This window comes from Pseudomonas migulae NBRC 103157 (assembly GCF_002091715.1).
Taxonomy (GTDB): domain Bacteria; phylum Pseudomonadota; class Gammaproteobacteria; order Pseudomonadales; family Pseudomonadaceae; genus Aquipseudomonas; species Aquipseudomonas migulae_A.
On the sequence record NZ_BDAG01000020.1, the window covers coordinates 43,959 to 57,503 of the forward strand.

11 protein-coding genes are annotated in these 13,545 nt (G+C 58.6%); 8 read left to right on the forward strand and 3 right to left on the reverse strand.

Annotated features, from left to right (window positions below; genetic code table 11):
* Positions 1 to 11 precede the first annotated feature (11 nt).
* The 5 genes from pvdM (at position 12) to PMI01S_RS16440 (ending at position 7,910) form a co-directional block, all read left to right on the forward strand.
* Entirely contained in the window at positions 12 to 1,361 is a 1,350-nt protein-coding gene (gene pvdM / locus PMI01S_RS16420) for a pyoverdine-tailoring dipeptidase-like protein PvdM (RefSeq protein ID WP_084321035.1), read from the forward strand.
* A gap of 28 nt (positions 1,362 to 1,389) precedes the next feature.
* The gene (gene pvdN / locus PMI01S_RS16425; protein WP_084321036.1) at positions 1,390 to 2,670 is read left to right on the forward strand and encodes a pyoverdine-tailoring periplasmic protein PvdN; all 1,281 of its coding nucleotides are present in this window, start codon (positions 1,390 to 1,392) and stop codon (positions 2,668 to 2,670) included.
* A gap of 29 nt (positions 2,671 to 2,699) precedes the next feature.
* Positions 2,700 to 3,617, forward strand: coding sequence for a dihydropyoverdine dehydrogenase (pvdO, locus tag PMI01S_RS16430; RefSeq protein ID WP_084321037.1), 918 nt, complete (start codon positions 2,700 to 2,702; stop codon positions 3,615 to 3,617).
* Positions 3,618 to 3,722: 105 nt separating this feature from the next.
* Positions 3,723 to 5,372, forward strand: a complete 1,650-nt coding sequence (locus PMI01S_RS16435) for a cyclic peptide export ABC transporter (RefSeq protein ID WP_084321038.1) — start codon at positions 3,723 to 3,725, stop codon at positions 5,370 to 5,372.
* 123 nt (positions 5,373 to 5,495) lie between these two features.
* Entirely contained in the window at positions 5,496 to 7,910 is a 2,415-nt protein-coding gene (locus PMI01S_RS16440) for a TonB-dependent siderophore receptor (protein ID WP_084321039.1), read from the forward strand.
* A gap of 149 nt (positions 7,911 to 8,059) precedes the next feature.
* Here PMI01S_RS16440 and PMI01S_RS16445 read toward each other — a convergent pair whose 3' ends face one another.
* Entirely contained in the window at positions 8,060 to 8,980 is a 921-nt protein-coding gene (locus PMI01S_RS16445) for a hypothetical protein (RefSeq protein ID WP_084321040.1), read from the reverse strand.
* A gap of 401 nt (positions 8,981 to 9,381) precedes the next feature.
* The gene (locus PMI01S_RS16450; protein ID WP_235864439.1) at positions 9,382 to 10,536 is read right to left on the reverse strand and encodes a helix-turn-helix transcriptional regulator; all 1,155 of its coding nucleotides are present in this window, start codon (positions 10,534 to 10,536) and stop codon (positions 9,382 to 9,384) included.
* Positions 10,537 to 10,578: 42 nt separating this feature from the next.
* On the opposite strand from PMI01S_RS16450, the gene PMI01S_RS16455 reads away from it, so the two are divergent.
* The 3 genes from PMI01S_RS16455 (at position 10,579) to PMI01S_RS16465 (ending at position 12,330) form a co-directional block, all read left to right on the forward strand.
* Positions 10,579 to 10,947: a hypothetical protein gene (locus PMI01S_RS16455; RefSeq protein WP_084321042.1), complete on the forward strand. Its 369-nt coding sequence runs from the start codon at positions 10,579 to 10,581 to the stop codon at positions 10,945 to 10,947.
* Between the two features lie 67 nt (positions 10,948 to 11,014).
* On the forward strand, positions 11,015 to 11,560 hold the full coding sequence (locus PMI01S_RS16460; RefSeq protein WP_084321043.1) for a hypothetical protein: 546 nt from the start codon (positions 11,015 to 11,017) through the stop codon (positions 11,558 to 11,560).
* A gap of 416 nt (positions 11,561 to 11,976) precedes the next feature.
* On the forward strand, positions 11,977 to 12,330 hold the full coding sequence (locus PMI01S_RS16465) for a DUF6124 family protein (protein WP_084321044.1): 354 nt from the start codon (positions 11,977 to 11,979) through the stop codon (positions 12,328 to 12,330).
* 242 nt (positions 12,331 to 12,572) lie between these two features.
* On the opposite strand, the gene PMI01S_RS16470 is transcribed toward PMI01S_RS16465, so the two are convergent.
* Entirely contained in the window at positions 12,573 to 13,538 is a 966-nt protein-coding gene (locus tag PMI01S_RS16470; protein WP_084321045.1) for an alpha/beta hydrolase, read from the reverse strand.
* Positions 13,539 to 13,545 lie beyond the last annotated feature (7 nt).

The following is a 13,545-nucleotide window of genomic DNA, read 5'->3' on the forward strand; positions in this document are numbered from 1 at the left end:
CTGAGATGGCAATGACAAAACCTCGTTCGAAAAAGGCTCTTTTCATTGGCCTGCCCCTGGCGCTGGCCATCGCTAGCGCGGCAGGGTTTGCGGCCTGGGATTACTGGTTCAAGGACAACCCCGGCTACCCGGTCGCGGTGATGAAACAGGCCGATGAACTGCAAGAGCGCATCCTCTCGTTCGACAGCCACATCACCGTGCCGATGGATTTCGGCACCGCCGAAAACGAGGCCGACAAGGACGGCAGCGGCCAGTTCGACCTGGTCAAGGCCGCACGCGGTCGCCTGTCCGGCGCGGCGCTGACCATTTTCGGCTGGCCCGAAATCTGGAACGGCGACAACGCCCCGCACCGCCCGACCGCCGGGTTCATCGACGAAGCCCGTCACGAGCAGGAAACCCGCTACCAAATCATCAGCACCCTAGTGCGCGACTTCCCCAATCAGGTCGCCATTGCCTACACCCCGGACGACTTCCGGCGCCTGCATGGCGAGGGCAAGTTCGCCGTGTTCATCAGCATGCTCAACGCCTACCCGCTGGGTAACGACGTCAACGCCCTGGACAAATGGGCCGCCCGAGGGATGCGCATGTTCGGCTTCAGTTACGTGGGCAACAACGCCTGGGCCGATTCGTCCCGGCCGTTGCCGTTTTTCAATGATTCCCGTGACGCCCTGGGCGGTCTGTCGGAGCTGGGCAAGCAAGCGGTACATCGCCTGAACGACCTCGGCGTGATCATCGACGTGTCGCAAATGTCGACCCAGGCCCTGGAACAAGTCAGCCAGTTGAGCCGTGCGCCGATGGTCGCCTCGCATTCGGCGCCACGGGCGCTGGTGGACATCCCGCGCAACCTCAGCGACCAGGAAATGCAGCTGATCAAGCACAGCGGCGGCGTGGTGCAGATCGTCGGTTTCCCAACCTACATCAAGCCCCTGAGCCAGGCCACCCAGGACAAACTCAACGCCCTGCGTGCGCGTTTCGACCTGCAACCGCTGCAAGGCCTGGAGATGGCACTGATGCCGGGCGACCCGGTGATCACCGTGTGGTCGGAACAACGCTTCGGCGACTACGCCAGCCAGCTCTACGGCATCCTCGATGAAGAACCGAAAGCCACTCTCAAGGATTACGGCGACGCCATCGACTATGCGGTGAAGAAAATCGGCATCGACCACGTCGGCATCAGCTCCGACTTCAACGACGGTGGCGGCCTGAACGGCTGGAAAGACGTGAGCGAGGCACGCAACGTCACCGCCGAACTGATCAGCCGAGGCTACACCGAAACCGACATTGCCAAGCTCTGGGGCGGCAATTTCCTGCGGGTCTGGGACCAGGTACAGAAGTCCTCCCGGCCTGTCGTCAAACACTGATCCTCACTTTGCCAAGCGAACCGAATTCATGACCAACCGTCGTACCTTCCTCAAACAGGCTGGCGTTATCGCGGCCGGCATCCCCCTGAGTTCCGCGGTCAGTCTGCCGGCGCTGGCCGCCACGCCCGCGCCGCTGCCCAAAGACAAATGGGCGCAATTTCGCCAGTTGTTCAATCAGGACCCCGATTACCTGCACTTCGCCAACTTTCTGGTGACTTCGCACCCACGTCCCGTGCGCGAGGCCATCGAGATGCACCGCGCCAACCTCGACCGAAACCCGGGCCTGGCCATGGACTGGCATCGTGGCGAAACCGAACGCCGCGAAGAAGAAGTCCGCGTGTGGGCCGGCCGTTACCTGAAAGCCAAACCCTCGCAGATCGCCCTGACCGGCAGCACCACCGAAGGCCTGGCAATGATTTACGCCGGCATCCATGTGCGCCCGGATCAGGAAATCCTCACCAGCGAACATGAGCACTACGCCGCCAACAGCGTGTTTGAATTCCGCACGCAAAAGGACGGCACCCAGGTTCGCAAAATCAAATTGTTCGAAGACCCGTACAAGGTGTCGACCGATGAAATACTGGCCTCGATTGCCCGCAACATTCGGCCCGAGACCCGTGTGCTCGGCATGACCTGGGTGCATTCCGGCAGCGGCGTGAAATTGCCCATTGGCGAGATCGGCAAACTGGTCGCCGAGAAAAACCGCGACCGTGAGGAAAACAATCGCATCCTTTATGTGGTCGATGGCGTCCACGGTTTCGGCGTGGAAAACCTCGATTTCCCGGACATGCAGTGCGACTACTTCATCGCCGGCACCCACAAGTGGATGTTCGGTCCACGGGGTACCGGGATCATCTGCGCGCGCTCCGACGAGATGAAGGACATCACGCCGACCATTCCGACGTTCTCCGAAGCGACCACCTTTTCGACCGTGATGACCTACGGCGGCTATCACTCGTTTGAACACCGCTGGGCGCTGACCGAAGCGTTCAAATTGCATCTGGACCTGGGCAAGGACGAGGTTCAGGCGCGCATTCACGAAATCAACAGCTACCTGAAAAAGCGCTTGCAGGAGCACCCGTCGGTGGAGCTCGTCACGCCGTTGTCGCCCGAGTATTCCGCCGGTTTCACCTTCTTCCGCATCAAGAACCGGGACTGCGAGGAAGTCGCCAATTTCCTGATGGACCAGCGCGTGGTCTGCGACGCCGTCGACCGTGATGTCGGCCCGATCATTCGCCTGTCCCCGGGCCTGCTCAACACCGAGGCGCACATCGACCGCGTCATGGCGCTGTTGGCCAGCAAGCTCTGACACACCGATTCCCTTTAGCGAGAACGCTCATGAAAAACCTCCTGCACAGACTCGGGATTCGACCCCGAACGTCACTCAAACATCTCGGTGCACTGACCCTGCTGGCGCTGCTCGGCGGTGCGCTGCCTGCCGCTGCCCAGGCTTCCAACGCGCCGCTGCCGGGCAAGGTGTTCAAGGATTGCCGCAACTGCCCGGAAATGGTGGTGCTGCCCGCCGGGACCTTCACCATGGGCACGCCGGAAGGTGAAGTCGGTCGCGAGCCCGATGAAGGGCCGATGCACGAAGTGACGTTCGCCAAGCCGTTCGCCATGAGCCGTTACCAGATCACCGCCGGTGAATGGGACCAATACATGAAGGAAACCGGGATCACCCTTCCCGACGGCGACACCCGCCCCGGGCGCGAGTGCATCAACAGCAAGCCACGTTATCCACAGGGCCCGCGTCAGCCGGCGGTGTGCATGAACTTTGCCGAGGTCAGCGCGTATGTCGCGTGGCTGTCGATCAAGACCGGCCAGCACTACCACATCGTCAGCGAGGCCCAGCGCGAATACGCCGCCCGTGCCGGCTCAACGGGACCGTTCCCGTTCCCCTTCGATGAAGGCACCGAGTACAGCATCGCCACCCATGCCAATACGTACGGGCCAACCGACGGCTACAGCTACACCTCCCCGGCCGGCAGCTTCCCGCCTAACGCCTTCGGCATGTACGACATGCACGGCAACGTCTACGAGTGGATCGCCGACTGCGAGCACACCGATTACGTCGGGGCCCCCACGGATGGCAGCGCCTGGGTCGAACCCAATTGCGAAGCCCTGCAGATTCGCGGCAACGACTGGGGCGAAGCACCGGTGTTCTCGCGCTCCGGCAACCGCAACAACATTTATCCGCAAACCCGTGGCGACTGGATCGGTTTTCGCGTGGTGCGCGATCTGCCTCCCAATGGCTGATGCCCTTCCCCGGCGGCCGCCGCCAGTCGGTGGCCGTCTAAATTAAACACCTGACCACACGTCCTATTGGGTATCTGCCTCACGACCCAAAGGAACCCTCTGCTCATGACCCAGCCTACGCGCGGTGCAATTCATGAATTGTTCACCCTCCTGAAACCGTTCCGGCTGGTGGTCAGCCTGTCGATCATTCTGGGCATGGTGGGCGGTCTGAGCGTGACGGTGCTGCTGGCCACAATCAACAATGCCCTGCATTCGGAAAGTGGCCTGACCCAAGGCGTGGTCGCCCTGTTCGGCGGCCTTTGCCTGTTGGCGCTGGCGAGTTCGATCTGCTCGGACATCGGCACCAACTACGTCGGCCAGCACATCATTGCCAAGCTGCGCAAAGAGCTGGGTGAAAAGGTGCTGTCAGCGCCCATCGAACAGATCGAACGCTACCGCAGCCACCGCCTGATTCCGGTGCTGACCCATGACGTCGACACCATCAGCGACTTCGCATTCGCCTTCGCGCCGCTGGCCATTTCCCTGACCGTGACCCTCGGCTGCATGGGCTACCTGGCGCTGCTGTCGTGGCCGATGTTCCTGATGATGGTGCTGGCGATCGCCATCGGCACCGGCATCCAGTTCTATGCACAAGGCAAGGGTATCAAGGGCTTCATGGCCGCCCGTGACGCCGAAGACGAATTGCAGAAGCACTACAACGCCATCGCTGGCGGCGCCAAGGAACTGCGCATTCACCGTCCGCGCCGCCAGCGCATGTTCACGTCGGGCATTCAGGGCACGGCGGACTTTATCTGCAACACCCAGGTGCGTTCGATCAATACCTTCGTGATCGCCAAAACGCTGGGGTCGATGCTGTTCTTCGTGGTCATCGGCCTGGCGTTGGCCCTGCAATCGTTCTGGCCCAGCGCCGACAAGTCGGTGATGAGCGGCTTCGTCCTGGTGCTGCTGTACATGAAAGGCCCCATCGAGCATCTGGTCGGTACCTTGCCGGTGGTCAGCCGCGCGCGGATTGCCTTCCGCCGGATCGCCGAACTGTCGAGCCAGTTCTCCTCGCCCGAGCCGCATCTGTTGCTCAACGACACTGGCAAAAAACCGGCCGTGGTCAACAGCCTGCAACTGGACAACGTCAGCTATGCCTTCCCCGCCGCACCGGGCAGCGAAGCGTTTCGGCTGGGGCCGGTGAACCTGACCATCGAACAGGGCGACATCATTTTCATCGTCGGCGAAAACGGTTGCGGCAAGACCACGCTGATCAAATTGTTGCTCGGCCTGTATGCGCCGCAGCAGGGTGCAATCCTGCTCAACGGCGACAGCATCGATGCGCAGAACCGTGACGACTACCGCCAACTGTTCACCACGATTTTTGCCGACTACTACCTGTTCGATGACGTGGTGCAGGGCGATCAGCACATTCCCGAAGACGCCAACACCTACCTGCAACGCCTGGAAATCGCGCACAAGGTCAGCGTCAAGAACGGCAGTTTCACCACCACCGACCTGTCCACCGGCCAGCGTAAACGCCTGGCATTGGTCAATGCCTGGCTGGAAGAACGGCCGGTGCTGGTGTTCGACGAATGGGCGGCCGACCAGGACCCGACCTTCCGCCGGATCTTCTACACCGAGCTGCTTCCAGACCTCAAGCGCCTGGGCAAAACCATCATCGTCATCTCCCACGACGATCGCTATTTCGACATGGCCGATCAGCTGGTGCGCATGGAATCGGGCCGGGTGGTGACCGAGCGGGCAACCGCCTGAGAGCAGCAACACCCATCACTCGACGATTTTTTCGGGGTTTGTTTTCCGGTTTCGTCGAAGTGACGCGTCTAATAATAATTATCATTAACTAAAAAACTGCACACCTCAGGAGCGATTTGAGCAATGCAAAGCCCTACCCTGTCCCGCGCGCCGTTGGCACTGGCCATCGCGCCGCAAAAGAAATTCCGAACAGTCGTACCGGGTGCGTTGCTGACCCTGTTGCTGCTGGGCACGTCTGAAGTCCAGGCCGCGCCGGTGAACGTCAACGTTCCTTCGCAGTCGCTGGCCAGCGCGCTACAGCAACTGGGTCAACAGACCGACCTGCAGATTCTGTACAGCCAGGACATGGTCAACGGCCTCAAATCGACGGCGGTTTCCGGCAATCTGGAGCCGGAACAGGCACTGAACACGTTGCTGCTGGGGAGCGGCATTACGTTTCAACTGACTGGCAACACCGTTTCGCTGATTCCGGTCGCCGGCAACTCCAGTGCGCTGCAACTGGGCGCGACCGCGATCTCTGGCGTTGCGCCGGGGCCGACCACCGAAGGCACGCATTCCTACACCTCCGATGAAGTCAGCATCGGCAAGGGCAACATCAAGCTCAAGGACATCCCGCAGTCGGTGTCCGTCGTCACGCGCCAGCGCATGGACGACCAGAACATGAACAGCCTGCAAGACGCGATGCGTCAGGTCACCGGCGTCACCATCAAGACGTACAACTCCGGCTCCAGCCTGAACGACGTCTACATGCGCGGCTTCCTCGTCGACCAGGTGCAGGTTGACGGCGTATCGCAACCGACTGGCCAGGGTGACATGGGCACCAGCTTCGACCTCGCGATGTACGACCGCGTCGAAGTGTTGCGCGGTCCGTCGGGCCTGTATCAAGGCGCTGGCGAACCTGGCGGCACCATTAACGTGGTGCGCAAGCGCGCCCTGAACAAATTCGCTCTCGGCGGCGAACTGGGCGCAGGCTCCTATGATCACTACCGCTCGATGGTGGACGTCACCGGCCCGTTGAACGATCAGGGCACCGTGCGCGGTCGCTTCATCACCGCTTACGAGAACAACAAATCCTTCGTCGACTCCGCCCAGAACGAACGCCCGATGGTGTACGGCCGCCTGGAATTCGACCTCGACCCGTCCACCACCCTGTCGGTCGGCGGCGCCTACCAGCAGAACCATTCCACCCCGGCGTTCGGTTTGCCGGCGTTTGCCGACGGCAAGTTGCTGGACGTGCCGCGCTCGACGTTCGTCGATGCCAAGTGGAACACCCTGAACGAGAAAGTCTGGGAATCCTTTGCCGAGGTCGATCACGCATTGGATAACGGCGGTCAGTTCAAGACCACCGTCACCTACCGCGACGCAGAAACGCCACAGCGAAACTTCACCTGGGCCGACGGTGCGGTCGAGCCCAATGGCGACAGCTGGGCCGTGGCGTACGACTACTACACCCACATCAAGACCATCGGCGTCGACAGCTTCGTGACCACGCCGTTCGAATTCGCTGATCGCCAACACGAGTTCACCGTTGGTGCCGAGTACCAGCACCTGGACAAAGATTTCGAATACGGTGGCGGCGAGTACTTCCCGATCAACGTCTACAACCCGGGCAGTATCGATATTCCCAAGAACGACTATGAGCGGGTCAACGGCAACTGGTCCAAGTCCGACCAGTACGGCCTCTATACCCGCGCCAAGTTCAACGTCACCGACTGGCTCGACGTGATCGGCGGCAGCCGCGTGACCTGGTATGAAAGCGACGCGAAAAACGCCAACGCCTTCTTCAACACCTTCGGTGACGCGCACACCAGCATCAACCGCAAGGTCGTGCCCTACGGCGCCATCATCGCCAAGCTGACCCCGGAACTGTCGGCCTACGCCAGCTACACCGGTGTGTTCAAGCCACAGAGCGAAGCCGGTGCTGACAACTCGCCAATCGGACCGCGCAAAGGCAAGCAATACGAAATCGGCCTCAAGCGCGAATTCTACGACGGTCGCCTGAATGCCAGCATCGCGATGTTCCGCATCTACGACGAAAACCGCGCCGAATACAACTCCGACAACAATAGCTACGAAGCACAAGGCAAGGCACGCAGCCAGGGCTGGGAAACCGAGTTGAGCGGCAACCTGACCGACAACTGGAGCATCGTCACCGGCTACGCCTTCACCAGCACCAAATTGTTGAAATCCGCCGACGACAATGAAGGCAGCACCTTCAGCACCATCACGCCTAAACACAACTTCAACCTGTGGACCAAATACGACTTCACCGACGGCCCGCTCAAAGACTTCAGCGTCGGCGGCGGTGTGCGTGTAGTCAGCAAGACCTGGTACCAGCGTGAAGTGCGCTTCGAACAAAGCGGCTATGGCATCGCCACGGCGCAGGTGGGCTACAAGTTCAACGAGAACCTGTCGGCAACACTGACTGGCAACAACCTGTTTGATAAAAAGTACTACGATCGCGTGGATGCTTCGTGGGGGACTAACTTCTATGGGGATCCGCGGAATTTGACGTTGACGTTGCGGGCTAATTATTGATTGCTGTGTTCGTTAAATATTGAACACCACCGGGCCGCTTGCGGCCCGGTTTTGTATTTGGGGATGGGTATTACCGGGGCGGCTCAATAGAAGCCGACTTGATTCCAACACAGCGCCCAGGGCGCTGCTGGCCAGAGCGTCTACGCCGACTATCCTCGAACATCTTCCGGGAAATACTGTGGAAGCTTGCAATCCGGCTCACCTGCAATGCAGAGCGCACTGCCGGAATCCATATAGTCCTTGTGAGACCCCTGCCCAATGAAGGCGGAACCATCGCCATGGCAATTAGCGCCATCGGCCCCTTCATCCGCACAATAAGCAGGCTGACCTTCCCACTGGAAAATAATGACCTGTTCAGGGCTCGGATTACCCGCGACGGTGCGGCTCTCGAATTGGCGAGCCTGTGGCGCAGCTGCCTGAGTGTCTACTGCCTGGGTTGAGCGCTGGGCATTCGCCTGCGCAGCTTGGTCCTGCTCACGGGCACGTTTGTCTTCTTCGATTCTGGCGACATGCGCATCGAACATCTGCACCATTCGATCGACGGACTCGACGCCTGCCTTTCCGGTGGGTTCGAACAACGTCCACAGATAGAGCTCATCAGACACGCCATTGATGATCCCCAGTGAATGTTTCCCATCGGTAATCTGGAAAGCAACGATTCCTGCAACGCCAGCGACACTTTTCAGAAAGCGCTTCGGCACGACGCCGAAAACGATCTTCAGTTGCTTGCCTCCAGCGATATCGGCGGTTGCCGCCACGAGTTTGAGACCACTGGACAGCTCGACCTGCCGGGCTTCGTCGGTGTCCACGTAATCGATATCGACATTGGACAAACGATCATTGTCGTCCAAGGCATCCTCAAGCTCCATGGACGTATCGATGCCCATCCTTTTCAGCATGTTCTCTCGTTGTTCCGGGTCTTGGCCCTTCATCCCGGTCAACGGGATCAGGTCAATGGGAGTCAGCTCTTCGACAGCGTCGATGGCGTTGTTGGAGAACACATAGAACGGAAGATAGAGGGTCAGCGAAACGATAGTCGCGCCGAGCCAAAGCTTAAATAGAGTGCGCATAGAGCGTCCTTGCTTCTTGAGGTTGGAGGGTGTGCAGCTGCCGGTAATCAGCGTCGGCGGGGGAAAGCTGGCTTTGCAGTTTACGAGATACTGGCTACCTGAGCTGCCATTCGAAACGACATCATAATGCCATTATTGAAAATTGTCCGTCCTCCCGAAGTTTTGGGTGGAGTCCGCCCCGTCGCCCAAAATGGCGGAGTGAGTGAAAACAGGTACCGAAAACGTGCCGCTGACGATTGAACTCGCGCGACGTCCGCTGCTTAACTTGCCGCTGGCTGGAGCCATTTCCGCAGCCCTCCCCTACACCCTGGGTATTGCATTGACTTGACCCGCCCATTTGCAGTGATTACCGGCAGTGAACGGCAGATGTATCCCTTCTGTTAGCGTCGAGACACTGCTTCTCATTGTTGGTACGTCCTCACCGCAGCGATGAGCATCTGCCGGATATGATCCCTCAGGGTAATGGGCTCCAATACTTCTATATCCGCAGCGTTCGCCATTAGAAAAAGTCGCAGCCCTTGAGAGTCGCGAGTCTTGCATGTCAGCAACCATTTGTTCCCGAATGGCTCCAGCTTCTGGTCTTTTTCGAGTGGGTTTTCAGCAAGCCGGTTGTACAGGTTGTCACTTAGAAGAAGGCGCGTTAATTGCGGGGGCGTGTAAACGCTCACAAGGTCTTTCTGTGCTTCGTCTGAGAGAACATCGTAGCCTTCTGGGTCGTTGATATTCCGCTTTCCAGGCTCGACTTTTGTGATTCGATGAAGCATCAGCGCGCAAAGTTTATTGGGACCATTGCTGCTGTATTTACCACGCGGCAATTCAGGATCAGGCTCTTTGCCGAGCCACTTCTCTTCGACAACATAGGCGGAGAGATAAATATTGGAGTCCTGGTGGGACAGCCCCAGCGGTTTTAGTTGGTAGATGCACTCAACGCCGTCGGCATCGCGAGGAAGGTACCCAACCTCCAAGGGAGTGTCCTTCATGATGGCTGTCTGCAAACATTTGAGATGTTCGGGGTTGTGCTTACCAGGCTGCAGTACCGTAAATCGGGTGCCGGAGGTAATACGCTTAGTGAAATCCAGCTTTCGTTCGCAGCCGTCTTGCATGACCAGCTCAGCGTAGTGCCGCAGGCCCTTGAGCTCCTCAGTCGCTGACTGCAGGCCAAAACGTTCGGCGTGCTGGAAGATCGAAGTGAGTGACATTGCGTCTGAAGGTGACAGTACTAGCGAGTGGCTTCGGCCAACCGCTTTCCAGAACAACTCCCTCTTGTCATCTTCCCCCGCTTCGGATTCGACGTAGTGAAGTTCTTTCAGCACCTTCAAGTCCCTGCGGGTGGTTCTTTCGTGATGAACATCACTTCCATCACCATTGCGCGAAACCCAGCCGACCAGTCGCTTGTGAAGGTAGGCGGTACTGACCGATTTGCCGGCTGCAAGAAGGATTTGCCGCAAGTAATCACGGCGGTGAGCACGATTTATCATTTTTTTTCGATAGGGACAGGAAGTGACCCTATTTGATTTCATGATGCTCCTCATTGGCAAGGCAATCACGTTGAGCACGTCGAACCCCACCCGCGGGGCAGGCGGATGAAGGAGGCATCAATGAGCAACATCGAGATGTTAAAAGCGCTGGTGTTTCAGGCCGCGACCGGGGGGATCAATGCAACTGATCTGCGTCGGCGGGTAATGCAGGAAAAGGTCCACCCAAGCGAGGCTGAATTCCAGTCGATTATTCTGGGGTTACAGGAAGAAGAACGCCTGTGTGGCCAAGAGGTTGACGGCCAGTGGATTTACACCGCAATCGACAAGAACGATCCTGGCTTTTCCCCTCTGGAGTACAGCCCACAATTTGCCGAACGGATCATCGCGGCGTCGTGTGGCGAATTCAAAGAAATCGACGTTGATGAGATGATCAGCCAGCTTGACGACATGATCGCGAAAGCGCGATCACGCAAAAACGATAACAAGTAACCGCCCGCGACTGGGCACACGTAAGCCAACCTCAGCACTCGCTACCCACTGAAAGGAAATCGATTCCATGGTTACAGATGTGACGTCTGCCATTAACAATGCCAAACCAGGCATCAAGAAATACCTGGCACTGATGGATCAAGTGGCGAAGGTGAATGTCTCGACGGATGCAGAGTTTCAGCGAGCTTATAACGGGTTCTATCGAGTCCAGCGTCGGCAGGCATCCTGGTATTCCACCTATTACAACCTCATGGAGGAGTTGAAAGGTTCGAAGCCCACTTTTGGTGACGTTCTAGACCGTGTGTACGAAGTAACTGGACGCTACGAACCGTCTTTTTCCAGCAAACTGGTCGCGACGTTATGTGATGACAAGCCTGTATGGGACCAGCACGTCCTTAAAAACATTGGCCAGAAGGCTCCATCCTATGCGTCTCACACCAAGATTCGTGACGCCAAACTCCGCTACGCCGATATCGAAAACTGGTACAAAACTTTTCTGACGTCCGACAAGGGTGTCAATTGGATCAACCAGTTTAACGACCTGATACCCGAGCACGGCAAGCTTACCGATCTCAAGAAAGTGGATTTAATACTCTGGCAGATGCGCGACTAGCGGTTTGATTCGATATTTTTTCGCACTTACCTCGTGTGCAGGAACCGCGCAGCCACTGCGGTTTTGCATAGCTTGTTTAAGCGGCCTACAGGTTACTTCGTGAAAGCTACATCACCTTGCGTCGTTGCCTACAGGTACGCCAGAATCCGCCGGCTTGTGCGTCATGAGCATGGTCTCTATCGTTTCCCTGCCACTGCAAATCAGTGGTCGGGTTTGGTAGCCCGTTTCGCTTAGGCGCATAGCTTCACCTTATGCAGTCGCTTTCTCAGGGCTCTGATTTATGGGGGCCATGCGCAGGGCTCCCTCGGGGGCGCCGGGGTCCTAATGCGACCGGTCTACCAACCCGCGTATGGCCGCCACCTTCGTTTGGTAGCGAGGGTGATGGCTCCTTGCTTTTCGCGTTAGGAGTTCCATCTATGCCCAAGGTCACACCCAACCCGCCGGAACTCGATCCGGCCTCCCCCAATGAAAACGTCGACTCCTCCACTAACCCCAGGCCTGATATCCAACCTTCATTCGCCGACATCAAAGCCACCCCACGCACCATGAACACGATGTTCATCGTCAATCCGGAATTCGATATCGAAACCCTGTTGGGCTATGCGTGTGAATCACTGGCCTCGGCCGAGGTGATGGCCAATGATCTGGCTGATCATTTGCAGGGATCGTCGCGCAATTCGCTGCTGGGTATTTCGCAGGTGATCATGCTGGCGGAGTTGACGGTGAATCGGGCATTGGACCATCTGGATCCGATAGAGGACGTGCATTAGTCCGGCAATCGCACTGCGTTATCGTTCTTCCTCGGAACGTCGCCGGGCCAAGCTTTAATGCCAGTCATTCAAGCAAAAGTTGATTCCTGTGGGAGCGAGCTTGCTCGCGATGGATGCCAACGATAACGCGTATTTTCTGGATATACGCGCCGTCCTTAAGTCCATCGAGAGCAAGCTCGCTCCTACAAAGTCACAAGCGATAGGATCGCCCACGAGAGTGCGGAACGATCGCTGCGAGTGCATCAACTCAGGCTTTCGGTGATCTGCCCCGCCAGTTGCTCCAGCATCCCCGGCACTTCCTGAACCATCTCCCCCATCCGTGCGAAGTCGTGGGTCATCCCCGCTTTCACATCCAGCACCACAGGTTGTCCGGCGGCACGCAATTTTTCGGCCCAGGCCAGGCCTTCATCCAGCAACGGATCGTATTCGGCCAGCCACAGTACGGTCGGTGTCAGCCCCTGCAGGGTCTCGGCGAACAACGGGGAAAAGCGCCAGTCACGACGATCATCGGCGCTACGTTGGTACTGCTGATAGAACCACTCCAACGTGGTCGCTTCCAGCAGATAGCCCTCGGCGAAACGTGCGAGGGACGGGCGTTTTTCCACGGCGTCGATCACCGGGTACAACAACACTTGCACCCGTGGCGTCAGCGGCCAGGCTTGCGGATTCTGTGCGATGGCGATCGACAACGAGGCCACCAGGCTGCCGCCGACGCTGTCGCCAGCCAATGCGATGCGGTTTGCGTCCAGGCCCAGAGCACCGGCGCCGTTGGTGGCGAGCCAGCGTGTCACGTCTTCGGCATCTTCGTAGGCCGTGGGAAAACGGTGTTCCGGGGCCAGTCGATAATCCGCCGACAGCACCGTAAAACCACCCGCCAGCGCCAATCGTCGGCACAGGGTGTCGTGGGAATCGAGGCTGCCGACCACGTAGCCGCCGCCGTGAAAGTACAGCAGCACCGGACGTTCCTGAGTGCCCAGCGACGGGCGAGCGTAGAGGCGCGCATTCAGCAAGTGGCCGTCGCGGGCCGGAATGCTGACGGCGGTCACGGTCAGCGCGCCCATTGGTGCGGCGTCGAGCAGCTGCGAGGTTTGTTCGAATTGCTGGCGCGCTTCGGCCGGGGCCAGCTCGTGCATGGGCAGGCTTTTGCCGGTGAGGCGGCCGAACTCGGCCAGCTCCAGAAAACCTTCGATGTCCGGGTGCAGTGCCATGGGCGGT

Bases quoted from the DNA above. Each gene is read 5' to 3' on its own strand.
- pvdM (WP_084321035.1), top strand. From the start codon at position 12: ATGACAAAACCTCGTTCGAAAAAGGCTCTTTTCATTGGCCTGCCCCTG.
- PMI01S_RS16435 (WP_084321038.1), top strand. From the start codon at position 3,723: ATGACCCAGCCTACGCGCGGTGCAATTCATGAATTGTTCACCCTCCTG.
- PMI01S_RS16465 (WP_084321044.1), top strand. From the start codon at position 11,977: ATGCCCAAGGTCACACCCAACCCGCCGGAACTCGATCCGGCCTCCCCC.
- PMI01S_RS16455 (WP_084321042.1), top strand. From the start codon at position 10,579: ATGAGCAACATCGAGATGTTAAAAGCGCTGGTGTTTCAGGCCGCGACC.
- PMI01S_RS16440 (WP_084321039.1), top strand. From the start codon at position 5,496: ATGCAAAGCCCTACCCTGTCCCGCGCGCCGTTGGCACTGGCCATCGCG.
- PMI01S_RS16460 (WP_084321043.1), top strand. From the start codon at position 11,015: ATGGTTACAGATGTGACGTCTGCCATTAACAATGCCAAACCAGGCATC.
- pvdN (WP_084321036.1), top strand. From the start codon at position 1,390: ATGACCAACCGTCGTACCTTCCTCAAACAGGCTGGCGTTATCGCGGCC.
- PMI01S_RS16445 (WP_084321040.1), bottom strand. From the start codon at position 8,980: ATGCGCACTCTATTTAAGCTTTGGCTCGGCGCGACTATCGTTTCGCTG.
- pvdO (WP_084321037.1), top strand. From the start codon at position 2,700: ATGAAAAACCTCCTGCACAGACTCGGGATTCGACCCCGAACGTCACTC.
- PMI01S_RS16470 (WP_084321045.1), bottom strand. From the start codon at position 13,538: ATGGCACTGCACCCGGACATCGAAGGTTTTCTGGAGCTGGCCGAGTTC.